This window comes from Sphingomonas sp., from assembly GCF_051962185.1.
Taxonomy (GTDB): domain Bacteria; phylum Pseudomonadota; class Alphaproteobacteria; order Sphingomonadales; family Sphingomonadaceae; genus Sphingomonas.
The window spans coordinates 19,699-45,306 of sequence record NZ_JBQCCN010000142.1 but is presented as its reverse complement, the minus strand read 5'-3'; the positions used below and the strand labels follow the sequence as shown (position 1 = coordinate 45,306).

The following is a 25,608-nucleotide window of genomic DNA, read 5'->3' as shown; positions in this document are numbered from 1 at the left end:
CTGGTGCGCTTGTCGATCGACAGGTCGAACGCCTTGCCGCCGCCGGTCTCGGTATGGGCGTCTTCGGCGAGGCGATAGTAATCGACCGACAGGATCGGGCGGAAGGTCAGGTGGCCGACCGCGCCCTCGTACGACGCGCCGCCGGTCGCCGAGACCATATTGCCCTTCCACTTCGAGCTGTTGCTAAGCTCGACGGCGGTGCTGGTGCCGTCGTTGCCGGTGAAGGTCCGCGTGCTCGAAAAGTCGACCCGCGCCGCCGACACGCGAGCGAACGGCCGCAGGCCGCCGAATTCCGCGCGCCAATAGCCGGCGACCTCATATTGGTCGGACGCCACCGTATTGTCGGTGCCATTGTCGTCGTCATTGCCGTGCAGATAGGCCAGCGACAGGCCGAAATTGCCCATCTTGGTCTTGTATTCGGCGCCGCCGGCGGTGCCCCAGCCGTTGATGTCGTAGGATGCGGTGTTGAGGAAGCCCTTCGACCCGCCGTACGCCACTTCCTCGATCCAATAGCCCCATTTGCCCTTGTCGACATAAGGCGCACCGCCGTCGGTCAGCATGCGGCCGATCGCGCGCGAGCCGGCGCTGACCGCAGCGAAGGTGCCGCCGGCATGGTCGGGTAGCATTTGGCGGATCGCGGTCTGGAAAGTGGTCGCGTCGGTGATGTTGAGGAACGAATTGCCGACCTTGCTGTCCTGGCTCAGCGCGGCATAGATCGCGTTATAGGCGGCGCTTCCCGATCGGTTGAGGCCAAGCTCGGTGGTGGTCTTGGCGCCGATGTCGATCGCGATCTGGTTGGCGGGGCCGGTGGTCGAGATGCTCGATTTGTACATGTACGGCAGAGCGATCGACGAGGCGGTCAGATTGCTCGCGCCGGTGATCGAGCCGGCGTTGACGACGACATAGTGGCCGCTTCCGGCGACCAACCCCGTCAACTTGATCGCCAGCTTCGAATTGGCGTCGAAACTGGCATTGCCCGAGACGTTATACTGGGTGGCGGTGTTGGTCGTGGTGTTGACCGTCACCCCTAGCGTGCCCCCCCCGGTCACCGCCAGCGAGGCGATCGACACCGGCGTCGTGCCGGTATTGGTGAAGCTGCCGCCGTTTACGGTTACCGCCAGGCCCGAGGCGTTGGTGAGCGTGCCCGCGAAGCTCGATGTGCCGCCGATCGTCAGCGTATCGCTGCCGCCGCCGAAATCGGCCGCGCCGGTATAGACCGACGTGCCGGCCAGCGTCATCGCATCGTTGCCGGCGCCGAAGGTCGCGTTGCCGGTCATCGTCGCGTCGCCCGACATGGTCAGCAAATTGTTGCCCGCGCCGAACGTGGCGTTGCCGGTCATCGTACCGTCGCCGAGATCGAGCGTGTCGTTGCCGCTACCGAAGCGGACGTCGCCGGCGATGGTCGGGGCGGTGCCGCTGGCCACGACGATCTGCCTGACCGTCGCACCGCTGGTGTTGGCGCTGAGATCGACCGCGACATTGCGGGTCGAGGTCGTGTCCGCGCCGCTGGCGCTGATCGCGCCGCCATTTTCGACCAAGGTCACGCTACCCGACTTGTCGATGATCGCGGTCGCGCCCGCGGCGGTACCCGACGCGGTCGCCTTGATGCTACCGGTATTGCGGATCGAGGTGACGTTGGCGCCGGCGTCGACAACGATCCCCTGCGACAACTGACCCGCGGTCGAAGCGCCACCGGCCGAAACGATGCCGGAATTGACGATGGTCGGCACTGTCGCGCCCGAGCCGATCCGCAGCGCGGTGGCGTTGGCGGTATTGGAAGTCGCGGCGATCGTGCCGGTGGACTGCATGCCGTTGGTGACGGTGACCGCACCGCCTTGCCCGCCGATCACCACGCCGTTGGCGTCGACGCCGGCATAGACGCCGTTGCCGGTCGCCGAGCCGTTGATGATCAAGCCGTAGCCCGCTGTATTGGCGACAGGACCGAGCGTGACCGAATTGCCGCTCGCGCCGATCTGCAACGCCGCCGCCGATCCATAGGAAGTGATCACCGCCGACCCCTCGCTGGCGTCGGGAATGCCGTCCTTGTCCACATCGGGGTCGGTCGTGCTGGTGGTCGGCGGGATCGCCAGGATGACGCCGCCGGCGACGTTGCCGGTGATCGACACCGCCGGACCGCCCTGCAGCAAATCGTCGGCATCGAGCTTGCTCGGATCGGCCGGCGCCGTGGTGTAGCGGTAGCCGGTGCTGCTGATCGTGCCCTGCAGGGTCAGCGCGCCCGAGACATTGCCGTTGATCAGCACCGCGCTGGCATTGCCGCCGGTCGCGGTGATCGTGCCGGCGACGCGCGCGTTGCCGTTGATGTCGCCGGTCTTGATGCCGGCCGAATTGTTGCCGGTCACCGTGATCGTGCCGTCGGTCGAGAGATTGCCGTTGAGCGGCCCGCCGAGCAGGATGCCGTAGGAATTGTTGCCCTCGACGGTGATCGAGGCGCCGCTGGCATTGGTGATCGACCCGGTGAAGGCGCCGCCGGTGCGGATGCCGGCGCGACCGGTTCCCGAGGCGAACGGACCGTCGAGGTCGCCGTCATTGTCGGTATCGGTCGGCGTATAGGTTTCGTCGACGATGATCTTGCCGGTGTTGTTGATCGACCCGGTCACGCCGGCGAGGGTGCCGATGCCGGTCGCATTGTCGGCATTGGTGATCTGGATCGTGCCGGCGTTGCTGACGGCGTTGTTGCTGTCGATGGTGACCGCGGTACCGCTGGTCACGGTCACCGACCCGGCCGAGGTGATGCTGACGTCCGACGGCGTGCCGCTGTTCGCGGTCGAGGTCTTGACCGGCGTCGTCACGGCGGTGGAGATCGTGCTTTGGGCGGCGGCTGGGTTGGCGGCGAACAGGGCGACGGGGGTCAGGCAGGTCGAAGCAAGCAGTACGCGCATCAGAGGTCCCTTTTTCTCGGGCACCCATTGGGGAGGGCGGCACCCGTTCAAAGGGGATGACGGCGCGGCGTTCGCGCAGCCTTGGCGGCGGAGTAAATTTTTAGTCTTCCGCTTATGCGGGGCGTGCCAATCTCTGCCCTCTTGTGGGCGAAGGATAGCGGAGGCCCTTCCGCAAAGGGGGGGCCCAACCCTCTTCCGACCTAAAACGCCGCGTCGAACCCAATTCGCACGGTACGCGGCCGCAGCGGCGTGATCTGCTGCTCGCTCAGCACCGCGAACGGCGTGCCCAACGCGAAGCGGTTGCCGACCTCGTCGGTCAGGTTGGTGACGCTGGCGGTCAGCGCGAAGCGCTCGAACGACAGCCGTGCCGAGATTCTGGTGTCGAGATAATCACCTTGGAGCGCGCCGAGGATCGGGCCGACCCCCAATCGCGATCGTCCGGTATACCGCGCCGAGGCGGCGAGCGAGAGTTGCGCATCGTCCGACACCGCGAATTCGTATTTGACCGCGCCGCGGGCGACGATGTTGGCGATGTTGGGCACGCGACCATAGGTCACCGCGTCCGCGGCGACCGCGTTGACGATATGCGCTTGCGTCGCCTGCGGCGTCGGGCCCGGCACCACGAAGCTCAGGAAATAGGGGGTCGGATTGACCACCTTGCTGTCGTTGAGTGCTATCCCGCCTTCGAAGCTCAATCCCGTCACCGGGCGCCAATTGGCCGATGCCGACATCGTCCAGATCCGCCCGTCGCCGATATTGGCGGTGCTGGGCAGTCCACGGCCATCGATGAAATCGGCCTGGATGTTGTGCCACAAAGTGCGCGACAGGCTCAGCGAGAAGCTGACCGCATCGGCGCCCGGCACGCCGCGGCGCAGCCCGAGTTCGAACGTCCGCGCGCGGTCGTTGAGGAAGCGGCGGACGAAGTCGCCCTCGATCGCCAATCCTCCCGGCCGGAAGCTCTCCTGATACCGCGCGTAGAGCGTCAGCCGGTCGAGCGGTGTGGTCGACAGCGCGAACGAAGGCAGGAACGCGCTTTCCTCGCGCGCGGCGGTGACCGAGGCGTTGAGCCGCGCGATCATCGGTGCGACATCGGCGCCCTCGCCGGTCAGCCAGACATGGCTGTAGCGCCCGCCCAGCGTCAGGATCAGCTTGGACACCGGCTCGACCGACACCTCGCCATAACCGGTCGCTTCGGTGATGCGGTTGGTCACGCCGGTCGCCGGGAGCGGCATGTCGGGATCGCCGAGCGCGCGGTCGAGCCTGGTGGTGTTGCGCACCATGCTGACGCCGACCACCCAGCCCAGCCCGTCCTGCGGCGACCGCGACAGGCGGTTCTCGAACGAGAAGAGATTGGTGCGATTGCGCTGGCGGAACAATCGTTCCGGCCGCCCGGGCTCGGTCGCGTCGTAGCGCTCGCTCAGCCGCTGTCGCGCCAATCCCAGCGATGACACGAACGTCAGGTCGCCGAAATGGCGGCTGGCGACGAGTTCGCCCAAGCCGTAGCTCGCGTCGCTGCCCTGCGGCAAACGACTGTAACGCGTCAGCGGCGGCGCATCGCGATCGGCATATTGGCTGTCGAGATTGCGCGTCTTCTGAAAGGTGCCGCCGAGGTCGATCGTCCAGCCGCCCACCTTGCCGCGCAGCATCGCCCGGCCGCCATAGATGTTCGAGCGGTTGATATCCTTCTTACCCAGCAGCGGATTGTCGATATAGCCGCCCTCGGTGATGCCGTAGCCTACCACGCGGATGCCGAGTGCGTCGTCGACGATCGGCAGGTTGAGCACGCCGGCGAGATCGGCGCCGGGCGCGCCGTGCCACGTCGCCGAGACGCCACCGGTCAGCGAGCCGCCGAGTTGCTCGAGATCGGGCGTGTTGCGCACGACGCGGATGATTCCGCCCAGCGACCCCGCGCCGTACAGCGTTCCCTGCGGCCCCTCGAGTATCTCGATCGTGCCGACGTCGTACAGCCTGAGGTCCGGGTCGGGCGCGTTGTACGTCAGGCGGACGTCGCCGAAATACTGGCCGACCGTCGCCTGGGTCGGTCCGGTGAAGCTCGAATCGGCGATGCCGCGAATGAACAGCTTGTTGCGCCCGGCGCCGAGATAGGTCGAGGAGACGGTGGCGACACGCGACACGATCGCATCGGTCCCTGTATCGCCGTCTCGCGTCAGGCCGGCGCCGCCGATTACCGTGACCGCGCCCGGAAAATTCTGCAGCCGCGTGTCGCGCTTGCTCGCCGTCACGACGATGTCGTCCGCCAGGGTCGGAGCGGGCGGCGGGTCGGCAGACTTCCGGGCCATGACCGCGCGCGGCACCGGTTTGGGCCTGGGAGACGACGCGGCGACGATCCGCCAGACCCCCGGCGCCGGCGACACCGCGCGCGCCGGGCATCCCCGCAACAACAACGACAAGGCGCGCCCCGCGCCCATCCGCCCGCGCACCGCTGGCACGGCACGCCGCAGCAAGCCGGGGTCGTTCACCGCCACGACGATGCTGACGCGCGCCTGCGCGCCGAGTGCCGCGATCGCTTGGCCGAGCGTCCCGGCGGGAATGTCGATCGCCTGATCCCTCGCCTCGGCCGGCGATGCGATCAGACAGAGCCCCGCCAACGCCGCGGGGCCGGCGAAACCCCTCATGGTCCGGCGATCACCCAACCCTTACCCGAACGGCGCACATCCGCGCCGAGTAGGATTCCCAATCGCGCCATGGTCGGTTCGACGCCGCCGTCGAGCCGCACCACGCCACGGAACGGACGCGCCGCGGCACCGTCACCGACGCGGACCGGCACGCCGAGATTACGCTGCAGATCGGCGGCCACGCGCGATAGCGGCGCACCGTCATAGAAAAGCTGTCCATCGCGCCACGCGCCGACATCGGACGGCCGCACCGCGCTAAGCTGGCCGGTCCGCTCGCCCTTGGCGAGGACGAAGCGCTGCCCGGCGGGAACCTTGATCCCCGAACTGCCCGGATCGACCACGACCATACCCTCGCTCACCGCCAGGTCGAGCGCGCCACCACCGGTGGTGACTTCGAACGTCGTGCCGGCATCGACCAGCGTCGCGTCCTGGGTTTCCAGCCGGAATGGCCGCGATGGATCATGCTTGATCACGAACAGCGCCTGGCCTCGCTCCATCCGCGCGAATCGCGGGTCCTTGTGGTCGAGCTGGATGCTGGTCTCGCCATTGAGCTCGAGCCGGGTGTCGGCCAGCGTCACGGTGCGGCGCTCGCCGGCGGCGGTCCGCACCGAATAGAGATCGCGCGACGGCCAGGCCACCCACGATCCAGCGGCAACCGCAATCGCGACCGATGCGGCGATCGCGCCGCCCAGCCAGCGACGGCGCACCGGCACGATCGGGTCGTGCCAATCGGGTTCGGGTTCGGCCTCGGCCGGCCAGGTCACACCATCGAGCAAATCGTCGAGGTCGCGGTCGGCGGCGGCGATTTCGGCATAAGCGCGCGCGTGCGCGGCGTCCGCGGCCAGCCAAGCCTCGAACTCGTTCCAGCCATCGAAAGCGGGATCGCGCTGGCGGATCAGCCAGGCGATGGCTTCCTCCTCCATCTCGCGCGTCCAGTCGGTCATGTCCGCCTCCTGATATCGAAGACGGAATCGGTGCGGTCAAACCTCATCGATCGACCTCCGATAATCGAGCAGCGCGCGATAGGCGCGCCGCAGATCGGCTTCGACCGTGCTCAGACTGACGCCCATTTCGCGCGCGATGTCGCGTTGCTGGACGCCGTCGATGCGGTGACGGCGAAAGATCGTCGCGACCCGGACGCCGAGCCCGTCGAGCACCGCTTGCGCCCCCGCCAACATCTCGCGCGCGACCAGCCGGCGGTCGGGCGGCGGCTCGTCCGAGCGGTCGGGCTCGGTCGGGCCGGCGGCGTCGCTCCAGTCCTGCTCGCGCCGTTCGGCCTGGCGCCGCGAGCGGAAGCGGTCGACCATCAGATTGTTGGCCGCGCGGTAGAGATAGGACATGGGCTGCGCGACCGGCCCGCCGTCGGCGGTGGCGACGCGGACATACAGATCCTGCAGCACATCCTCCGCCGAATCTCCCGCCCCGCGCGCGGCCAGGAATCGCAACAGCTTCTCCCTGTTGGCGAGGATGACGGCCTGAAGGCCTGAGGGGGGCGCGTCGTCCATGTGGGGCGAAAAAGCGTTCGAGCCTGGGAGGATGGCAACGCCTCCTAGGGGGTGCGCGGCCGCTTATCCAGCCCTCTTTCGATCCGCAATCGAACCGATTGTGGCCAGTCAGCCGGCGTCGGAACGATCCGCCTCCCCGGGCGCGGTGAATTGGGTCGCACCGCTCTGGTGCGGCGGATGCGCGCGCGACGCGAGGAGGTCGATCGCCTCGGCGGCGACCGGATCGAGCCTGGAACGGTCGGCCAGGATCGCGGCCTTCATCCGCGGGTCCCAGAAGCTGGCGATATGGTCGGCGACCGCCGCCGCGGCGCGCGGCCCTTCCATCGCCGCGAGGTTGCGCGCGATCTGATTCGCCATCAGCACCAGCCGTTCATGCGCGCCGACGCTCATTCCGCCGCCACCGGCGCGATCCGCCGCGAGCGCCGCGAGCGATCGAAATAATCCTCCTGCCAGCCGGTCGAGCCGTTCGACAGCGATACCTGCACCGCCGTCACCTTGTATTCGGGGCAATTGGTCGCCCAGTCGGAATAGTCCGTGGTGACGACATTGGCCTGCGTCGCCGGGTGGTGGAAGGTCGTATAGACCACACCGGGTGCGACGCGGTCGGTGACCAGCACGCGCAACGTCGTCTCGCCCGACCGGCTGGCAAGGCGCGTCCAGTCGCCGTCCTTCAGGCCGCGATCCTCGGCATCGATCGGGTGCATCTCCAGCCGATCCTCCTCGTGCCACAGCACGTTGTCGGTCCGCCTGGTCTGGGCGCCGACATTGTACTGGCTGAGGATGCGCCCGGTGGTCAGCAGCAGCGGGAAGCGCGGCCCGGTCTTCTCGTCGGTCGGGATATAGTCGGTGACCACGAACCTGCCCTTGCCGCGAACGAAGCCGTCGACATGCATGACCGGCGTGCCTTCCGGCGCCGCGGCATTGGCCGGCCATTGCATCGAGCCGACTTCGTCGAGCTTGGCGAAGCTGACGTTGGCGAAGGTCGGCGTGAGCCGCGCGATCTCGTCCATGATTTCCGACGGATGGGTGTAGTTCCAGTCGAGACCAAGCGCGTTGGCCAGGCCCTGGGTAACTTCCCAATCCGCGAGCCCGTTGAGCGGCGTCATCACCTTGCGCACCGGCTGGATGCGGCGCTCGGCGTTGATGAAGGTCCCGTCCTTCTCGAGAAAGGTCGAACCGGGAAGGAAGATATGCGCGTAATTGGCTGTTTCGTTGAGAAAAAGATCGTGGACGATGACGCATTTCATCGCCGCGAGCCCGGCCGAGACGTGCCTGGTGTTGGGGTCGGACTGCAGGATGTCCTCGCCCTGGATGTACAGCGCCTTGAAGCTGCCCTCGACCGCGGCGTCGAGCATGTTGGAAATGCGCAGGCCCGGCTCGGGATCGAGCGCCACGCCCCAATCCGCCTCGAACATCCCGCGCGCCGCGTCGTCGGCGACGTGACGATAGCCGGACAGTTCGTGCGGGAACGAGCCCATGTCGCACGATCCCTGCACATTGTTCTGGCCGCGCAGTGGGTTCACCCCGACGCCAGGGCGGCCGATATTGCCGGTCGCCATCGCCAGATTGGCGATCGCCATGACGGTCGACGATCCCTGGCTGTGCTCGGTGACGCCGAGCCCGTAATAGATCGCGGCATTGCCGCCGGTCGCATAGAGCCGCGCCGCAGCGCGTACATCTTCCGGGTCGACCGTGGTGACCGATGCCAGCGCCTCGGGCGAATGTTCGCCCCGCGAGACGAAATCGGCCCAGTCGCGATATTCGTCCCAATCGCAGCGCGCGCGAACGAAGGCCTCGTCGGTCAGTCCTTCGGTCACGATGACGTGCGCCATCGCGGTCAGCACCGCGACGTTGGTGCCGGGCCGCAGCGGCAAATGGTGCTCGGCCTGGATATGCGGCGTGCGGACGATGTCGATACGCCGGGGGTCGATCACGATCAGCTTCGCCCCCTGGCGCAGCCGCCGCTTCATCCGGCTGCCGAATACCGGGTGGCCGTCGGTCGGGTTGGCGCCGATCACCAGGATGACGTCGGCGGCCATGACGCTGTCGAAGTCCTGCGTGCCCGCCGAGGTGCCGAACGTGGTCTTCAGGCCGTAACCGGTCGGCGAGTGACAGACCCGCGCGCAGGTATCGACATTGTTGTTGGCAAAGCCGGCGCGGACCAGTTTCTGGACCAGGAAAGTCTCCTCGTCGGTGCAGCGGCTCGACGTGATCCCGCCGACCGAGCCGCGGCCATATTTGGCCTGGATGCGGCGAATCTCGCTCGCGGCCCGGTCGAAGGCTTCCTGCCATGTCACTTCGCGCCACGGCTCGTCGATCGACTCGCGCAGCATTGGCTTCAGGATGCGCTCGCGATGATTGGCATAGCCCCAGGCGAAGCGGCCCTTGACGCAGCTATGCCCACGATTGGCCTTGCCGTCCTTCCACGGCACCATGCGGACGAGCTGCTCGCCACGCATCTCGGCGCGGAAGGTGCAGCCGACGCCGCAATAAGCGCAGGTGGTGACGACGGCGCGATCGGGCGTGCCGATCTCGGCCACCTTGCGCTCCTGCAGCGTCGCCGTCGGACACGCCTGGACGCAGGCACCGCACGACACGCATTCCGACGACAGAAAATCGTCCGAAGCGAGCCCCGCCGACACCCGGCTGCCAAAGCCGCGCCCGTCGATGGTCAGCGCGAACGTGCCCTGCACTTCGTCGCAGGCGCGCACGCAGCGCGAACAGACGATGCATTTTGCCGGATCATAATCGAAATAGGGGTTCGACTGATCCTTGGCCTCCTCGAGATGATTAGCGCCGCCCACATAACGCACCTCGCGCAAGCCGACCGCGCCGGCCTGATCCTGCAACTCGCAATCGCCATTGGCCGAACACGTCAGGCAGTCGAGCGGATGATCGGAGATGTAGAGCTCCATCACGCCCTTGCGCAGCTTTTGCAGCAGCGGCGTCTGGGTACGCACGACCATACCCGGCTCGACCAGCGCGGTACAAGACGCGGGCGTGCCGTTGCGCCCGTCGATCTCGACGAGGCAGAGACGGCACGAGCCGAATTGCTTGAGGCTGTCGGTCGCACAGAGCTTGGGGATCGACGTGCCGATCTCGGCGGCGGCGCGCATCACCGTGGTGCCGGCGGGAACCGTCGTCTCGCGGCCATCGATGGTCAAGGTGACCGCCGTCTCGTCGGTCGAGGCGGGCGTGCCGAAATCGGCTTGCGGCTCATAGCCCATGGTGACGCTCCAGCCGCGCGAGGTCCTGCGGCGTGTTGATGTTGGCCGGAATAAAGTCGGTCTCCACAAACCGCGCGCCGATCCGCGCGGCGAAAGCGTGCAGCGAATGGCGGCCGTCGCCGAACAATATCTCTTCGAGCGCGCCGGCGGCCGCTGCCGGCCACAGCCCGATCACTGGCTGGCTCGCGAGACAGGCCGGCGCGGGCTCGAGCAGCGCGCGCAAGTCGGCTGGCAACAAAGCATCGACGGGGACACTCAACACTTGATCGAAACCGTGCGCGAGCGCGTGGTTGAGCCCGCCCGCCAGCCCGCCGAGTGGCCCGAGATCGGGTGCGGGCCAATCGGCGAGCGCGACGGCCAGCGGCGTTTCACGACCCACTATCGCGACCTGGTCGCATTGCAGCCGCAGCGCATCGAGCGTGTGCTCGAGCAAGGAACGTCCACCGAGCAACGCCTGCGCCTTGTCCGAGCCGAACCGGGTCGATCTGCCGCCCGCCAGGACCACGCCGAGCGTCCTCATGCGATGCTCCCGTGCGGATCGTTGAGGATTAACGCGCTGTCCGAGCGGGCGAGCGCGACGAGCGTGAGGCCGGCGGCGATCGCGCGGTCGACCGCCAGGCTGGTCGGCGCCGAGATCGTCACGAGCATCGGACAGCCTGCGCGCACCGTCTTCTCGACCAGTTCGTAACTGCACCGCGCCGACAGCAGGATGAAACCGCTCGCCGGATCCGCCTCGGCGAACGCGAGCGCGCCGACCAGCTTGTCGAGCGCATTGTGGCGGCCGACATCCTCCTTCGCGGCCAGGATGCGGCCGTCGGGAGCGCAAAAGGCCGCGGCATGGACGGCGCCGGTCTCGCGCCCGAGCGGCTGGTGCTCGCCGAGCGCGACCAGTGCGCGCGCGACGGCCTCTCGCGACGTCGCGATCCGCGCGGTGACGGGAGGCAGCGGCCGCAGCACTTGCTCGATGCTGTCGAGACCGCACAGGCCGCAGCTGCTTTCCGATACCCGCGTCCGCGCGCGCTCGATCACCGCCGCGGCGCGCCGCTCCGGCAGCGTCACGCGCACGATCCAGCCGCCCTCGGCCTGATGGACCAGCACGTCCTCGATCTCGTCGGCGCGGTCGACCAGCCCCTCGGCCAGCGTCAGCCCGACCGCATAGGCTTCGAGGTCAGCCGGCGTCGCCATCATCACCGCATAGCCGATGCCGTTATACTCGATCGCGACCGGCGCCTCGATCGGCACCGCGCGCGTCAGGTCGCAGTCGCCCGGCTCGGCCAAGCCGAGCCGACGTGCCGGCATGGCGACGGCGCGTGGCATCGCGGCGCTCATGCCGCCGCCTTCCCGCGGCCGACGAAATCCTCCGGGAAATGCGTGATCGCACTCATTACCGGATAAGGCGTGAAGCCGCCCAAGGCGCAGAGCGAGCCGAACTTCATCGTCTCGCAAAGGTCTGTAATAAGTTCCAGTGCCGGCGCCGCGCCGTCGCCGGCGAGAATGCAATCGATCGTCTCGCGCCCGCGCACCGCGCCGATCCGGCACGGCGTGCATTTGCCGCAGCTCTCCGCCGCGCAGAAATCGAAAGCGAAGCGCGCCTGCGACGCCATGTCGACGCTGTCGTCGAATACGGTGATGCCGGCATGCCCGACCAGCCCGCCTGCCGCCGTGAACGCTTCGTAGTCGAACGGTGTGTCGAACAAGCTCGGCGGGAAATAGGCGCCGAGCGGGCCGCCGACCTGCACCGCCCGCACCGGCCGCCCGCTCGCGCTGCCGCCGCCGATCTCCTCGACCAATTCGCCCAGGGTCATGCCGAACGCGGTTTCGAACAGGCCGCCATGGCGAATATTGCCGGCGAGCTGGACCGGCATGGTGCCGCGCGAGCGCCCGGTGCCGAACGCCGCATAAGTCGCCGCCCCTTCGGCCAGCACATAAGGCACGGCCGCGAACGTCAGCACGTTGTTGACCATTGTCGGACAACCGAACAGTCCTTCGATCGCCGGCAGCGGCGGCTTGGCGCGGACCTCGCCGCGCTTGCCCTCCAGGCTGTTGAGAAGCGAGGTCTCCTCGCCGCAGACATAGGCCCCCGCCCCTACCCGCACCTCGATCTCGAACGGCGCGATGATCGCTTGGGCGAGGCCGATCGCCGCCTCCAGCTTGGCGATGGCGTGGGGATATTCGGAGCGGACGTAGACGAAACCCTTTTGCGCGCCGACCGCCAGTGCGGCGATCGCCATACCTTCGGTGAGGCAGAACGGGTCGCCTTCCATCAGCATGCGGTCGGCAAAGGTCGCGCTATCCCCCTCGTCGGCGTTGCAGACGATATATTTGCGAGGGTTCGCGGCGAGGCGGACGGTGTTCCACTTGATGCCGGCCGGGAACCCGGCGCCGCCGCGCCCCCGCAGGCCCGATTGCTTCACCGTGTCGACGATCGCCTCGGGCGTCATGCCCCGCGCGCGATCGAGCCCGGTCCAGCCGCCGGTGGCGCGATAATCGTCGAGGTCGAGCGGCCGCGTCTTGCCGGCGCGCGCGAACGTCAGCCGAGTCTGGCGCGCGATGAAGGGATGCGCGGCGATCGGTCCGATCGCCAGCGCGGGCGCTTCGCCGGCCAGGATCGCCTCGGCATCCCCGGGCGTGGCGGGGCCATAGCCCTGCCCGTCGATCTCGACCAAGGGCTCGAGCCAGTGCATTCCCCAACTCGAGGTGCGCATGACCTCGTGCCCCAGCGCCGCGAACCGTGCCGCCACCGCTTCGGCCCCGCATGCGATCGCCAACGCGTCGTCGGAGATACGAACCTGCATCACAGGTTCCCGATCAGGGCGGCGATCTTGCCCCCGTCGAGCCGCGCATGCGGCTGGTCGCCGATCATCGCATTGGGACCGACCGAGCACAGGCCGAGGCAATAGACCGTCTCTATCCGCACCCGGTCGCCGGCGACACGCTCGGCATGCGCGGCCAGCGCCTCGCTGCCGCGCGCCTGGCACGCCTCCGCCCGGCACAATTTGATCGCCGGACGCGGATCGGGGGTGCGCCGGAAATCGTGATAGAAACTGACCACGCCAGACACATCGGCATGGCTGAGGTTGAGATGGTCGGCGATCGCGCGGATGACGTCTTCCGGGATGTAGCCGAGGGCCGCCTGTACGTCGTGCAGGATCGGCAGCAACGCTCCCTCCCGTCCATCGTGGCGGTGCAGGATGTCATCCATATCGACCATAGCGACACCGTTCATGGCTGCGACGATCGCGCCAGGTTCAAATCGGTCAAGCCGACCGGTCGTGGAGGGATACTCTCAAAGAGCCTCCGACGCCATTCCTCGCGCCATCGCCGCTCGGCAGGACGATCATCTCGACACCGACCCAACGTCGCCCGCCTCGCGATCCTCCGTCGAGCGTGCGACAATAGCGCGCGACCTCCCGGCCGCGTTGGCTGAAAGACGTGGCGGCGCGCGGCGGCGCGGGCGAAATGGCGCTGATCGGCCAGAGCGATTGAATATTCGTGGAAGCGCAATTGCACGGCTCGGGCCTCGTCGGTCGTGCCGACCATAGACTCTCGGCGCCAGTTGCGAAGAGCGCAATCGCGCCCGGCTGGTTAACCGCCTCCGCTCTGGTCGATGAGGTCGGCGGTCACGCCGTTGGTCCAGCCGAACCCGATCTGCGGCGCATATTCGCCGCCCATGCCGATCGCGGGATGCTCGACATCGTATTTCTCGAATAGCAGCCCGGTGTGCCGATAGGTCGTCTCGACGGTCGCGATCCAGCGCCGCGCGATCTCGTCCGCCAGCCGATCGTGGCCGTAACGGCGCAGCCCCGCCACAGCGATCCATTGCAGCGGCGCCCAGCCGTTGGGGCGATCCCATTGCTGCTCGCTCCGGACCAAGGTGGTGCGCAGGCCGCCCGCGGCGAGCAGCCTTGCTTCGGTGAACGCCGCCGTCGCGTCGGCTTGCTGTTGGGTCGCGACCCCCGCGACCAACGGCGCGAGCGCGGCAGCGGTCGCGCCCGGGCGAACCGCGCCCCGTTCCAGATCATAGTCCGTGAAGCAATTCTCGCGGCTGTTCCACATGTGCGCGTGCATCGCCACGCGACGTCGCTCCGCATGCGCCGCGTAGAGAGCGGCATCGCGGTCGCCACCGGCGGCGATCGCACTTTCCAGCCCGAACAGGAACGCGTTGAGATCGACCGGCGCGATCCAGGTCGTGCGGATCGAAGACAGCTCATCGCCGCCCAGCCAGCGCGACGAAAAATCCCAGCCGCTTTCCGCACCGGCGCGCAGGTCGCGATAGACGTCTTTCGCCGGTCGCCCGCTGGCGATCGCGGTTTCGACATCCTCGCGCCAGCTCTCGTCGCGCGGGGTCGTGCGCGGATCCCAATAGCGATTGAGCAGGCTGCCGTCGGCGAGCCTGGCGACATGGCCAGCCTGGGTGCCCCGCGCGAGATCGTCGGCGCCGTCCATCCACCAAGCATGTTCACGCTTCATCGCCGCGAGCCGGCGCGCCGCCACGTCCGGCCGCCGGTCGTCGAGCAATGTGACCATCATGTGGAACAGCGGCGGTTGCGACCGTCCGAGATAATAGGTCCGCGCGCCGTTGGGCACGTGGCCGTGATCCTCGATCAGGTCGGTCATCGCATCGACGATGCCCGTGGCGAGCGCGGTCTCGCCGTCGCGCACCAGCCCCAGCATCGTGAAGAAGCTGTCCCAATAATAGATCTCGCGGAAGCGCCCGCCGGGAACGACGTGACGGTGCCCGACCGGCAGCGCCGAGGAATTGTCCGCACCCGATTCGGGGTCGCGCGCCAGGCTCGCCCAGGTCGAGCGGATCTGCGCGCGGAGCGGCAGGACCGGAACGCTCGGCACGATCGGCGCGACCGAGGGCGGCAAGTCGAAATTGGCATGGACGAAGCGTCGCAGCGCCTCGTCGCCGTCGCCCAGTCGCGCGAAGTCGGCCATGATCTCGTCGACCGGACGCCGCGGCACCGCGTCGACGAAGGTCTTGCCATCGGTCAGGATGCCGCGCTCCTGCACCCGGGCGAACAACGGCCCGAACAGCTCGGCGGGCGTCGGCTCAGCGGGCTTGCGTTTCGGCATCGCGCATCACGAATTTCTGAATCTTGCCGGTCACCGTCATCGGAAAGGCGTCGACAACCCGGACCAGTGCCGGCACCTTGTGGTGCGCGATCTTGCCGCCGCACCAGGCGACGATCGCCTCGGGCTCGACCGATTCGCGGGTGCGCACCCAGGCGCATACGCGCTCGCCGAAGCGATCATCGGGAATGCCGAACACCGCGACGTCGGCGATCGCCGGATGCGACAGCAGGAAGGCTTCGATCTCGGCCGGATAGATGTTCTCGCCGCCGCGGATGATCATGTCCTTGATGCGGCCGACGATCCGCACGCGCCCCTGCGCGTCGATCGTCGCGAGGTCGCCACTATGCATCCAGCCGTCGCGGATCGCCGCTGCGGTGGCGTCGGACTGGTTCCAGTAACCGAGCATCACGCCGGGCCCGCGCGAGCAATATTCGCCCGGAACGCCGAGCGGCACGAGCTCGCCGGCGGCATCGATCACCCGCCCCTCGAAATGCGGCAGCATCTGGCCGACCGTGTCGGTGCGCGTTTCCAGATCGGCGCCCGGCCGCGTCTGGGTACTGAGCGGGCTGGTCTCGGTCATGCCATAGCCGATGGTGATGTCGGCCAGGTTCATGTCGGCGATCATCCGCCGCATCATCGCCGGCGGGCAAGGCGCGCCGGCGGCGATGCCGGTGCGGAGGGTCGACAGGTCGAAGCGCACCAGCTCGGGATGATCGAGCATCGCCAGGAACATGGTCGGCACGCCGTGGAGCGCGGTGCAGCGTTCCTGGGCCACGCAGCTTAGCACCGTTTCCGCATCGAAACTCTGGCCCGGAAAGACCATCGCGGCGCCGCTGACCAGGCAGACCAACACGCCCAGCACCATGCCGAAGCAATGGTAGAGCGGCACCGGGATGCAGAGCTTGTCGTCAGGCCCCAGCCGCATCCCCGTGGCCGCGCAGGCGGCATTGTGCAGCAGGTTGCGGTGACTAAGCGTGGCGCCCTTGGGCGCGCCGGTGGTGCCGCTGGTGAACTGGATATTGATCGGCTGGTTCTCGTCGAGCGCACCGCGGATTGGACCGCCCGGAAGAAGCAATGAGTCGAACGCTATCCGCCCCGCTTCACCACTGCCGCCGATTTCGATGACATGCTGGAGGTCGGGCAGTTCGGGCGCCAGTTCGGCAAGCATCCCGAGATAGTCCGAGGTCTTGAACCGGGCCGCCGTCACCAGCGCGCCCATGCCGGTCAAGCGCAATGCATGGCGCAGTTCGTGCGTGCGATAGGCGGGATTGATCGAGACGAGGATCGCGCCGATCCGCGCGGTAGCGAGCTGGGTCAGCACCCATTCGACGCAATTGGGCGCGCAGATGCCGACCCTGTCGCCAGCCTCGATGCCGAGGCTCTCGAGCCCGCGCGCCAACGCGTCGACCTTGTCGGCGAACTCAGTCCAGCTCCACCGCACTCCTTGCCAGGGAATGACGAGCGCAGGGCGATCGCCAAAGTCCCGGACGGCATGATCCAGCCAATCGCCGATCGTGCCCGCCGGGATCGGCGGCTCTGATGGCCCCCTGGTATAGGAAAGCCCCTCGTTCACGCGCGGACATGCTCCGAGAAGAAGTCGGCCTGCGCCGCCAGCGCGACATCGGTCTCGGGACATTCGATCCAGGCCCAGAAGGCATGCATCATCCCTTCATAGACCCGGAGGTCGACCGGCACCCCGGCGCGGCGCAGCGCGAGGTCGGCAAGCACCGTCTGGCTCAGCAACTGATCGCGCGTGCTGGTCATCAGCATCATCGGCGGCAGGCCCGACAGATCGCCATAGATCGGCGACAGCAACGGATCGGTCCGCTCGGTCCCGGCGGCATAGTCCGCCAAGGTCTCCGGCGCGGTCCGCGATCCCATGATCGACGGCAGGAATCCCTCGCAGTCACTCGTCAGCGCGAGGTCGCCCGATCCGGAAAAGAAGCCGCCGGCGACCGGCATCGGCAGTCCTTCCGCCTTGATCCTCGCCAGCAATTGCAACGTCAGGACGGCGCCCGCAGATGTGCCGTAAATCCCGATCGACGTCGGCGCCCGCTGCGATAACGCCTCGACATAGACCGCCAGCGCATCATCCACCGCCGCCGGAAACGGATGCTCGGGCGCCATGCGGTACATCACCGACACCACCGGGATGCCGGTCAGCCCGGCGATCGGGATGGTCTCGGTCAGCGACCCCGAATCGACCATGAAGCCGCCGCCATGGAAATTGATCAGCAGGCGCTTGTCGGCGTCCGCATCGATCCCCTGCCGCCGCACCAGCCTGACCGGCACGCCGGCCATGACGCCCTTGCCGACATCCACGCCGAACCGCTTCGCCCGCCCCTTGTTTAGCGGCTTCAGATGATTGGCCGCCGAGGCGCGGATCGCCTTTCGCGTGATCGGGTTGCGCATCAGCGCCGCCGTCATCTCCGGCGCGGGCGGCGCCGTCAGCATCGGCGTCATGACCGCCCGCGCTTCCGCGCTGACGGTCATGGCGAAGGGCGGTTGCTGCTTCACAGCGGTCACTGACCGAAATGATAGGCGACGCGGAGCCCATATATGCGCGGCTCATTGTACGTGAGGCCGACGAACCCCGGGAAACCGGCATATTGATCCAACACGCCGACCGGGACGGTCTTGTTGGTCAGGTTCGTCGCGAAAATGCCGATGTCGAGCGGCCGACCGCCTATATTGCGAAGATCGATATTGGCGTTGAGCAGCCCATAGGCCGGAAGAAAATTATAGAAGGACGAGTTGGTCTGCGCGGTGGAAACCTTGGTCTGGCGAACGTAGTTCGTCGCCAAAACCAGCTTACCCACGTCGCCCAAGGCCGTCTCGTACGAAGCGCCGACCGAGAATTTATGCTTGGGCGTGAACGGGAACGGTGCGCCGTTCAGGATGGCGCCGGCGCTCGCATCGGTCACGGACGTGTATTTCGCGTCGATATACGAATAGCTGCCCGTCAAGGTCAGACCGTGCACCGGCACGATCGCGCCGTTGAATTCGACACCCTGGATCTTGCCCTTGGCGGCGCTGCGCGTGACGTTCAGCGCGACCCCCTGGACGATTTCCGTCGTGGTGCGCTGAATGTTGTCATAGAGTCCGCGATAGGCGGCGATGTTCGCCCGCACTTGAACGCCGCCCAAGGCGAATTGCGACTTGAGCCCGACTTCGATGTCCGACAACCGTTCCGGCGGGAAGGTGCGGAAGCTCGAACCGACCGGGACCGGTCCGTTGACGCCGCCCGACTTGTACGCGTCGCGAGCCGTCACATAGGCGTGGACGCCCTTGGCGAAGTCATAATCCAGCGTCGCGGTGTAGCTGGGATATCGGCTGTCGGCCGTTCCGGTCACCGCAGGCGGCGCGATGATCATGGTCGAAACGAAGCTGTGCTCCCAGGTATAGCGCAGGCCGCCGGTCACGCTGAGGCCGGTCAACGCCGGTGTGACCTTACCGAGATCGAGGGTCGCCTGACCGAAAATCGCCTCGCTGCGATTGGCCTGCGAGAAAGTTGCCGCGATCGGCGGAATCAGCGTGCCGATCGGGAAGGAATAATATTGCTCGATCCCCGCGGGATCGCGGGTCGTCTGACGGTCGAGATAGCCGCCGGCGGAGAAGGTCAGCGCGCGATTGAAGGCGGTGCCCTGCAACTGCAGTTCTTCGGTGAAATAGTTCGGCGCAGTGGTGTCGAAATTGCGGCTCGACTGCCCCGCCAGCGGCAGCGGAGACGCGTCATAATCGTAGGTATACCTGTTGCGGAATTCGGAATAGCTGATGATGTTGCGCAGCTTGATCTGATCGGTCAGGTCGATCGTCGCCTGATTGATCGCCTGCCAATAGGTCGTCTCGGAAAATTGGTTGAGGTCATAGGATACCCGGCGCGGTCCCCGCGCCTGTTGCGCGGCGACTTGGGTGGCGACGTCCGGATAGAACAAGCCGATGATCGGCGTCAGCGCGGGATTGAGCGCGTCGAGTACGGTGCCGCCGCCATTGGTGTCCGAATGGTAGTAGCGCACCACGGTATAGAGCTCGAGCCCATCGACCGGCCGCAACGTCAGACCGAAGCGAAAGCTCTCGTACTTCAGATTGTCGTAGTGCTTGCCGGGAAAATTCGGGCCGACATCGATCGTATAGCCGTCGCGCCGGCCAACTTCGCCGGCGATGCGCAGAAGAACCTTCCCGGGCACGATCGGCGTGTTGAGTGCGCCTTCGACACGGCGGTCGTCGTAATTGCCGACCTCGCCCCGCATGTATCCCTCGAAGCGGTCCTGCGGCTTCATGGGCTCGAACAGGATGTTGCCGCCCGTGGCGTTCTTGCCGAACAAACTACCCTGCGGTCCCGCAAGCACCTGGACGCTGGCGAGATCGTAATAGCTTCCGACCCGCCCATCGATGCCGACGGCATTCGGCACCTCGGCGAAATAATTGACGACACCAGGCGTCGAGCCGAACGCCGGCCCCTGCCCGCGCAACGCGAAGAACGCATATTCGCGCGGATAGCCGCCATTGATCGTGAATAGCGACGGGGTGTTGTCGTCCAGCGAGGTACGATCGGTGATCCCCTTTTGCGCAAGCGCTTCCGGCGAAAAGGCGGTAACCGCCAGCGGTACGTCCTGCAGGTTTTCCGCGCGACGCCGCGCCGTGACGACGATGTCCTTGAGGCCATCGGACGAATCGGTGGCCGCCGGCGAGGCCGAGGCGTCCGCCGGCTCCGTCCCCGGCGCAGTCTGGGCGAATGCCGCCGCCGGAATGAGGCTGCTGCTGGCGGCCAGTGCCAACACAAATGCCGAACGCATGGTCTTCACTTTCCCCTCCCGAATATAGCGCTTCTCTATAGGATTGACGGCCAACTACCTCGCGATGTTATCGATGTCAATACGACTTGCGCGGGGCTGATCAAGGCCTATTATCCAAGACGAGCTGTCATGCTGCTATCGATAGCAAAAATGAGAGGGACGCGATGGTTGATGCCGTGCGATTCGCGCCATGGGTGAGCGACGAGGCTGCGGCGACGTTTCGCGCCGAGGCAGCGACACCTCCAGCGCCGGCTGGCGATATCGCCGCGCTTCGCGTTCATTATGACGCGTTCAACCGCCGACATCTCGACACCGCACTCGCGGCCTATTCGGTCGACGTCGCGGAAGAAGAGATCGCCGGAGTGAAGGTCTATCGCGTCGAGCCACGCGAGCCGGCGAACGAGCAGCGCCTGTTGCTTTGCCTCCATGGCGGCGCCTTCATGTGGGGTGCAGGCGCCGGCGCATTGCTGGAGGCCGTCCCCGTGGCGGCTACGGCGCGGACGCGAGTGATTGCGATCGACTACGAGCTTGCGCCCGAACACATCTTCCCGGCAGCGGTGAACGATGTGCTGGCCGTCTATAGGGCGGTGCTGGAGCGGCTCCCAGCAGCGAGCATCGGCGTGTACGGCTGCTCGGCCGGGGGCGCCCTCACCGCGCAATCGGTCGCGCGGATGGTCGCCGACGGCGTCGCGCTGCCGGGCGCGATCGCGATGCTGCACGGCACCGGGCTGGAACTCGGCGGCGATTCGCTATCGACCGCGCCGGCGCTTCTCGGAATGCCCGATCAGGCGGGCACTTCGTTCAGGACGATGTCCGCCTATTTCACCGGCGTCGACGCCGGCGACCCCCTGGCTTTTCCCGGGGAGCATCCCGACATGCTGGCGAAGTTTCCGCCCAGCCTGCTGGTCACCGGCACGCGCGACTTCTTCGCCAGCTCGGTCACGGTGATGCACCGCCGTCTGCTCGCCGCCGGAGTTGAAGCGCAATTGCTCTATTTCGAGGGCATGTGGCACGCGCATCACATGGCGACCACGATGCCCGAAGCGCGCGAGACCTTCGCGGCGCTGGCGCGATTTTTCGACAGGTATTTGGCCTGAGTCGAGCCGCGCTAAATCCTCCCCACGCTTCGCGCAGGGAGGATTTGGATCTCAGCCGCTGCTTTCGCGCACGACGAGCTCGACCGGCAATGCTGCGGCGACCGGCACCGATTCGGCATTGTCGAGGATCGCCAGGATGGCCTGACCGAGCGCGCCCCCTGCCCCCGCCGCGTCCTGGCGGACCGAGGTCAGCGAGGGGCGATGCGTGGTCGCGATCGGCGTGTCGTCGAACCCGACGATCGCCACGTCGCGGGGAACCGCGATGTCGCGTTCCATCAGCGCGTCGCAAGCGCCCGCCGCGATGAAGTCGCTGACCGCGATGATCGCGTCGAACCGCGTCTGCGTGTCGAGCGCAGCCTCTACCGCGCGGACGCCCGCCTCGATCGAGAAGGCGCAAGGAATGACGCTGGCCAGCGCGGCCTCGCTCGCCGCCAATACCTCGCGCACGCCGTCGAGGCGGCTAGCGACTTCGGGGTGTTGCGCGTCGCCGAGGAACAGCAGCCGCTTGCGGCCCGACGCGATCAGATGTTCGGCCGCCAGCCGCCCGCCCTGGCGATTGTCGCTGCCGATCACCGGCACGTTGAGCCCGGGTACCGGCTCGCCCCAGCCGACCAGCGGCAAGCCGAAAGCGGCGACCTGCTTGAGGCATTCGCCGCCCTCACCCTGGCCGAGCACGACCACGCCGTCGGCGCCGATCGCGTTCGATTCGAGGAAATGGTCGTTGGTTGTCAGCAGCATCGCGTGATCGGCCGGCGTCAGCACTTCGAGCAGGCCGCCGATCATCGCGAGCAGCAACGGGTCGGTGATCGGGCGGTCGCCGCGGGCGAGCTGCTCGATCACCACCGCGATCGTCTGGGTCCGCCGCGTGCGCAGGCTGCGCGCGGCGACGTTCATGCGATAGCCCGCCTCGCTCGCGATCCTGGTGATCCGCTCGCGCAATTCGGGCCGCACGAGGTCGCTGCCGCGCAACGCGCGCGACACCGTGATCGTGGAGACGCCGGCGAGCGCCGCGACCTTTTCCATGGTCGGCCGATCGCCCGGCTTGGCGGGCTTGTTCATCGCTGAGATTTCATCGCAAGCCCCTCACGCCTGCGCAAAGTAGCGGCGGATCAAGCGCGCGATCAAGTCAAAGGAACGCGCCACCGCCGGAATGGCCGAGGGCAGGAACAGGAAGCCGTGGGGCAGACCCGGGAGCCGGCAGACCAGCGTCTCCACCCCCGCCTGGGCGAGCAACGCGGCGTATTGCTCGCCATCGTCGCGCAGCGGATCTTCGGAGGCGGTGAGGACGATCGCCTGCGCCAGCCCATCGAGCCGCGCCGCATGCATCGGCGACAGCAGAGGGTCGGTCGGGTCGTGATCGCCGGTGTAGAACGCCAACACGTCCTTCAAATAGTCGCGCGAAATACCGGGCGCGCTGACCGTGTCGATCGACGGCGTCGACAAGGTGAAATCGGTGACCGGGTGGACGATCAGCTGGAACAGCGGCTGCGCCTCGCCGGCATCACGCAGCCGCAGCGCGAGCGCCGCGGTCAGATTGCCGCCGGCGCTTTCGCCGCCGAGCGCGATACGGTCCGGATCGCATCCCAGCCGTTGCGCTTCGCGGCGCGCCCAGGCGAAAGCGGCAGTGCAATCGTCGAGGCCGGCGGGGAACGGATGCTCGGGCGCCAGCCGATAGCCGACCGCCAGCACCGCGCAGTCGCCGAGATGTGCGAACTGACGGTGCATGGCGTCGTGCGTCTCGAGGTCGCCGAACATCCAGCCGCCACCATGGAGAAACACCAGCAACGGGAGCCGCCGCTCGGTGCTCGGCAAGTAGAGCCGCACCGGCACGCCGTCGGCATCATGGTCGCTGACACTGGCGAGGTCGGGGCCCGAAAAATGCTGCGCCATCGCCGCCATATTGGCGCGCAGCAGCTGGATCGTTTCCGGGTTGAGCGGCGGCATCGGCGCCGGTTCTCCGACCAATTTGGCGATATCGGCGTCGAGCATCATCCATCCTCCTTGCAAATGACATCGATATCATTCAAACTTGAGTCGAAAGCAATACCGGAGGGAGAGCGATGGATCTATCGAGGCCGACGGGCCCGCAGCCGGCAGCGGCTGTCGCATCGGCGCGTGACGGGCGCAGCCTCGCGATCGGCGTCTCCGGACTCTATCTCGCGCTCTACATCCATTACGGCTTCTTCGCTTTCTTGCCGCTGTGGCTGAGCAAGTCGGGCGCCTTGCCGAGCGAGATCGGCGTGCTGATGGCGATCCCGCTGATCCTGCGATTGCTCACCGTGGCGCCCTTTTCGGCCTGGGCGGGACGGCGCGGCCGCGTGCGCGACGCGATCGCGCTGACCGCGTTCGGCTCGGCGGCGGTGGTCCTGTTGCTGCTCGGCCACCCCGATCATGCCGGCCGGATCGCGATCGTGATCGTCCTGTCGATCATATGGGACCAGATTCCCGTACTTACCGACGCCTATGCGGTGATGGTGGTGCGCAGCCGGTCGCTCGATTTCGGGCGATTGCGCGTCTGGGGCTCGATTGCCGTGGTGGCGTCGAATGCCGCCGCCGGTTGGGCGATCGGTCATGCCGGCATCAACGCACTGCCGTTGATGATCTCGGCACTGCTGATCGCGCCGGTGGTCGTCGCCCTGCTGCTGCCGCGCGACCGCCAATTGGCCACAGCCGAAGACCAGGCGTCCGGTGGCCGCTGGCGCGACGTGTTCCGCGACCGCCCGCTGTTGATGGGGATGATCGCGGTGTCGCTGGTGATGGGCAGCCACGGCGTGCTGACCAGTTTCAGCGCGATCCAGTGGACCGCGCGCGGTATCTCGACCCAGGCGATCGGCTTGCTCCAGGCATTGTCGGTCAGCGCCGAAATCCTCGCCTTCATCTTCGGGTCGAAACTGCTCGGGCGACGCGATCCGCGCTGGCTGATCTGCATCTCGGCGATCACCGCGATGCTGCGCTGGGGGATCATGGCGATGAATCCGGGCCTGCCGCTGCTGATCGTCGCGCAATTGCTCAACGGGCCGACCGCGGCGGGAGCGATCCTGGGCATCATGCTGCTCATCGCCGCTCGCGTGCCGAACGATCTGAGTGCCGCCGCGCAGGGCGTCAACGCCGTGCTGCTCGGCGTCGTGCTGGCGGTGGCGACCGCTGGCTCGGGCCTGTTGTGGTCGTACGGCGTCGCGGTCGCCTATCTCGCGATGGTCGTGCTCGCGGCGCTCGGCACCGCGTTCGCCTGGCCGAGCCGGGGATCGGCGACGTTGGTGACCGACGCGCATCACGACACACTGTCCACTTCGGGAGGGAATCTGTGAGCATCACGCCTGTACCCGGCCGCCCGCTCCGGGCCGGCATTGCCTTGTTGGCGAGCGTCGCGAGCACGGCCGCGGTCGCGCAGATCGCGCCCTCCCCCGTTGGCCCGCCGGAACGTAACATCCTCGCCTGGCCGGCGCCCGATACGCTCAGCCCCGAAGCCAAGACGATGATGACCGCGATCGGCAAGATGCAGACGCCCGCTGTCTGGCCGCCCGTCGCCATGCAGCGCAGATTCGCCGATGCCGCCCAGGCAAGTTTCGGCGCGACGCTCGAGAAACGCTACGCCGTCCGGATCGAGTCGACGACCATCGCCGGCGTCCCGGTGCGCATCGTCTATCCCAAGGGCGTCACCACGCTCGGCAAGGGGCCGGTGCTGCTCGACCTACATGGCGGCGGTTTCTCGCTCGATTCGGGCTCGCTGACCGAGACGATCCCGATCGCGGCACTGACCGGATTGCCGGTCGTGGCGGTGCTGTATCGCCTCGCCCCAGAGAACCCCTATCCCGCGGCGGTCGACGATGCGCTTGCGGTGTATCAGGCGCTGGAAAGGGATCACGGCGCCAATCGGATCGCGGTGTTCGGCACGTCGGCCGGCGCCTGCCTCGGCGCGCAATTGATGGCACGGCTGACCAGCCTCCATCGCCCGATGCCCGCGGCGCTCGGCTTCTTCTCGGGAAGCGCCGATATGGGAAGCAGCGGCGATTCGGAATCGTGGATGCCGCTGCCCAATGGCGGCGCGACGCTGACCGCGGTGGTCGCCGACTATATCGGCAAGACGCGCAAGGACGACCCGATCCTGTCGCCGATCCATGGCGATATCGCACGTTTCCCGCCGACCCTGCTGCTCAGCAGCACGCGCGACATGCTGTTGAGCGCGACCGCGATCTTCGCCCGCGCGCGGACCGAGAAAGGCGTCGACGCCCGCCTTGTCGTGTTCGACGGCCTGCCCCACGCTTTCTGGGCCTATATGGATATTCCGGAAACCGATCAGGCCAATGCCCTGATCGCGCGATTCCTCAAGGATCGTGTCACGACGAAACGTTGAGAGCGCCGTCGGGC

At 67.2% G+C, this 25,608-nt stretch carries 19 protein-coding genes; 3 read left to right on the top strand and 16 right to left on the bottom strand.

Annotation, left to right across the window (positions count from 1 at the left end; all coding sequences use genetic code 11):
- From ACTHJR_RS08915 to ACTHJR_RS08850, 14 genes are all read right to left on the bottom strand, one after another.
- Window positions 1-2,900, bottom strand: a 2,900-nt coding sequence (locus ACTHJR_RS08915; RefSeq protein ID WP_440522787.1) for an autotransporter outer membrane beta-barrel domain-containing protein, incomplete at its 3' end; no start/stop codon positions are given.
- 200 nt (window positions 2,901-3,100) lie between these two features.
- On the bottom strand, window positions 3,101-5,536 hold the full coding sequence (locus ACTHJR_RS08910) for a TonB-dependent receptor (protein WP_440522786.1): 2,436 nt from the start codon (window positions 5,534-5,536) through the stop codon (window positions 3,101-3,103).
- On the bottom strand, window positions 5,533-6,480 hold the full coding sequence (locus ACTHJR_RS08905; RefSeq protein ID WP_440522785.1) for a FecR family protein: 948 nt from the start codon (window positions 6,478-6,480) through the stop codon (window positions 5,533-5,535). The genes ACTHJR_RS08910 and ACTHJR_RS08905 overlap by 4 nt, the downstream gene beginning before the upstream one ends.
- A gap of 36 nt (window positions 6,481-6,516) precedes the next feature.
- Entirely contained in the window at window positions 6,517-7,041 is a 525-nt protein-coding gene (locus ACTHJR_RS08900; RefSeq protein ID WP_440522784.1) for an RNA polymerase sigma factor, read from the bottom strand.
- Window positions 7,042-7,149: 108 nt separating this feature from the next.
- Window positions 7,150-7,431, bottom strand: coding sequence for a formate dehydrogenase subunit delta (locus tag ACTHJR_RS08895; protein WP_440522783.1), 282 nt, complete (start codon window positions 7,429-7,431; stop codon window positions 7,150-7,152).
- Entirely contained in the window at window positions 7,428-10,268 is a 2,841-nt protein-coding gene (fdhF, locus tag ACTHJR_RS08890; RefSeq protein WP_440522782.1) for a formate dehydrogenase subunit alpha, read from the bottom strand. Before fdhF ends, ACTHJR_RS08895 begins: the two co-directional genes overlap by 4 nt.
- Window positions 10,258-10,788, bottom strand: coding sequence for a molybdenum cofactor guanylyltransferase (gene mobA, locus ACTHJR_RS08885; RefSeq protein ID WP_440522781.1), 531 nt, complete (start codon window positions 10,786-10,788; stop codon window positions 10,258-10,260). The genes fdhF and mobA overlap by 11 nt, the downstream gene beginning before the upstream one ends.
- The gene (gene fdhD, locus ACTHJR_RS08880; protein ID WP_440522780.1) at window positions 10,785-11,597 is read right to left on the bottom strand and encodes a formate dehydrogenase accessory sulfurtransferase FdhD; all 813 of its coding nucleotides are present in this window, start codon (window positions 11,595-11,597) and stop codon (window positions 10,785-10,787) included. The genes mobA and fdhD overlap by 4 nt, the downstream gene beginning before the upstream one ends.
- The gene (locus ACTHJR_RS08875) at window positions 11,594-13,063 is read right to left on the bottom strand and encodes an NADH-ubiquinone oxidoreductase-F iron-sulfur binding region domain-containing protein (RefSeq protein ID WP_440522779.1); all 1,470 of its coding nucleotides are present in this window, start codon (window positions 13,061-13,063) and stop codon (window positions 11,594-11,596) included. Before ACTHJR_RS08875 ends, fdhD begins: the two co-directional genes overlap by 4 nt.
- Complete coding sequence (locus ACTHJR_RS08870) at window positions 13,063-13,494, bottom strand: NAD(P)H-dependent oxidoreductase subunit E (protein ID WP_440522778.1); 432 nt, start codon at window positions 13,492-13,494, stop codon at window positions 13,063-13,065. The genes ACTHJR_RS08875 and ACTHJR_RS08870 overlap by 1 nt, the downstream gene beginning before the upstream one ends.
- A gap of 359 nt (window positions 13,495-13,853) precedes the next feature.
- Entirely contained in the window at window positions 13,854-15,347 is a 1,494-nt protein-coding gene (gene treF, locus ACTHJR_RS08865) for an alpha,alpha-trehalase TreF (protein WP_440522776.1), read from the bottom strand.
- On the bottom strand, window positions 15,325-16,920 hold the full coding sequence (locus ACTHJR_RS08860; protein ID WP_440522775.1) for an AMP-binding protein: 1,596 nt from the start codon (window positions 16,918-16,920) through the stop codon (window positions 15,325-15,327). The genes treF and ACTHJR_RS08860 overlap by 23 nt, the downstream gene beginning before the upstream one ends.
- A complete protein-coding gene (locus ACTHJR_RS08855; RefSeq protein ID WP_440522773.1) occupies window positions 16,917-17,873 on the bottom strand; it encodes an alpha/beta hydrolase in 957 nt (318 codons plus the stop codon). Before ACTHJR_RS08855 ends, ACTHJR_RS08860 begins: the two co-directional genes overlap by 4 nt.
- Window positions 17,870-20,143 carry a TonB-dependent receptor gene (locus ACTHJR_RS08850; protein ID WP_440522788.1) on the bottom strand — a complete coding sequence of 758 codons (2,274 nt, stop codon included), beginning with the start codon at window positions 20,141-20,143 and terminating at the stop codon, window positions 17,870-17,872. The genes ACTHJR_RS08855 and ACTHJR_RS08850 overlap by 4 nt, the downstream gene beginning before the upstream one ends.
- A 164-nt stretch (window positions 20,144-20,307) precedes the next feature.
- On the opposite strand from ACTHJR_RS08850, the gene ACTHJR_RS08845 reads away from it, so the two are divergent.
- Window positions 20,308-21,240: an alpha/beta hydrolase fold domain-containing protein gene (locus ACTHJR_RS08845; protein WP_440522772.1), complete on the top strand. Its 933-nt coding sequence runs from the start codon at window positions 20,308-20,310 to the stop codon at window positions 21,238-21,240.
- 51 nt (window positions 21,241-21,291) lie between these two features.
- Here ACTHJR_RS08845 and ACTHJR_RS08840 read toward each other — a convergent pair whose 3' ends face one another.
- Both ACTHJR_RS08840 and ACTHJR_RS08835 read right to left on the bottom strand, forming a co-directional pair.
- A complete protein-coding gene (locus tag ACTHJR_RS08840; RefSeq protein ID WP_440522771.1) occupies window positions 21,292-22,299 on the bottom strand; it encodes a substrate-binding domain-containing protein in 1,008 nt (335 codons plus the stop codon).
- Between the two features lie 24 nt (window positions 22,300-22,323).
- Complete coding sequence (locus ACTHJR_RS08835) at window positions 22,324-23,229, bottom strand: alpha/beta hydrolase (protein WP_440522770.1); 906 nt, start codon at window positions 23,227-23,229, stop codon at window positions 22,324-22,326.
- Window positions 23,230-23,300: 71 nt separating this feature from the next.
- Here ACTHJR_RS08835 and ACTHJR_RS08830 point away from each other — a divergent pair, with 71 nt between their 5' ends.
- On the top strand, window positions 23,301-24,548 hold the full coding sequence (locus ACTHJR_RS08830; protein WP_440522769.1) for an MFS transporter: 1,248 nt from the start codon (window positions 23,301-23,303) through the stop codon (window positions 24,546-24,548).
- Window positions 24,545-25,594 (top strand): alpha/beta hydrolase, encoded by a 1,050-nt coding sequence (locus tag ACTHJR_RS08825; protein WP_440522768.1) that lies wholly within the window; start codon window positions 24,545-24,547, stop codon window positions 25,592-25,594. The genes ACTHJR_RS08830 and ACTHJR_RS08825 overlap by 4 nt, the downstream gene beginning before the upstream one ends.
- The last annotated feature ends 14 nt before the right edge of the window (window positions 25,595-25,608 follow it).

Bases quoted from the DNA above. Each gene is read 5' to 3' on its own strand.
- ACTHJR_RS08910 (WP_440522786.1), bottom strand. From the start codon at position 5,536: ATGAGGGGTTTCGCCGGCCCCGCGGCGTTGGCGGGGCTCTGTCTGATC.
- ACTHJR_RS08905 (WP_440522785.1), bottom strand. From the start codon at position 6,480: ATGACCGACTGGACGCGCGAGATGGAGGAGGAAGCCATCGCCTGGCTG.
- ACTHJR_RS08900 (WP_440522784.1), bottom strand. From the start codon at position 7,041: ATGGACGACGCGCCCCCCTCAGGCCTTCAGGCCGTCATCCTCGCCAAC.
- ACTHJR_RS08895 (WP_440522783.1), bottom strand. From the start codon at position 7,431: ATGAGCGTCGGCGCGCATGAACGGCTGGTGCTGATGGCGAATCAGATC.
- fdhF (WP_440522782.1), bottom strand. From the start codon at position 10,268: ATGGGCTATGAGCCGCAAGCCGATTTCGGCACGCCCGCCTCGACCGAC.
- mobA (WP_440522781.1), bottom strand. From the start codon at position 10,788: ATGAGGACGCTCGGCGTGGTCCTGGCGGGCGGCAGATCGACCCGGTTC.
- fdhD (WP_440522780.1), bottom strand. From the start codon at position 11,597: ATGAGCGCCGCGATGCCACGCGCCGTCGCCATGCCGGCACGTCGGCTC.
- ACTHJR_RS08875 (WP_440522779.1), bottom strand. From the start codon at position 13,063: ATGCAGGTTCGTATCTCCGACGACGCGTTGGCGATCGCATGCGGGGCC.
- ACTHJR_RS08870 (WP_440522778.1), bottom strand. From the start codon at position 13,494: ATGAACGGTGTCGCTATGGTCGATATGGATGACATCCTGCACCGCCAC.
- treF (WP_440522776.1), bottom strand. From the start codon at position 15,347: ATGCCGAAACGCAAGCCCGCTGAGCCGACGCCCGCCGAGCTGTTCGGG.
- ACTHJR_RS08850 (WP_440522788.1), bottom strand. From the start codon at position 20,143: ATGCGTTCGGCATTTGTGTTGGCACTGGCCGCCAGCAGCAGCCTCATT.
- ACTHJR_RS08845 (WP_440522772.1), top strand. From the start codon at position 20,308: ATGGTTGATGCCGTGCGATTCGCGCCATGGGTGAGCGACGAGGCTGCG.
- ACTHJR_RS08840 (WP_440522771.1), bottom strand. From the start codon at position 22,299: ATGAACAAGCCCGCCAAGCCGGGCGATCGGCCGACCATGGAAAAGGTC.
- ACTHJR_RS08835 (WP_440522770.1), bottom strand. From the start codon at position 23,229: ATGCTCGACGCCGATATCGCCAAATTGGTCGGAGAACCGGCGCCGATG.
- ACTHJR_RS08830 (WP_440522769.1), top strand. From the start codon at position 23,301: ATGGATCTATCGAGGCCGACGGGCCCGCAGCCGGCAGCGGCTGTCGCA.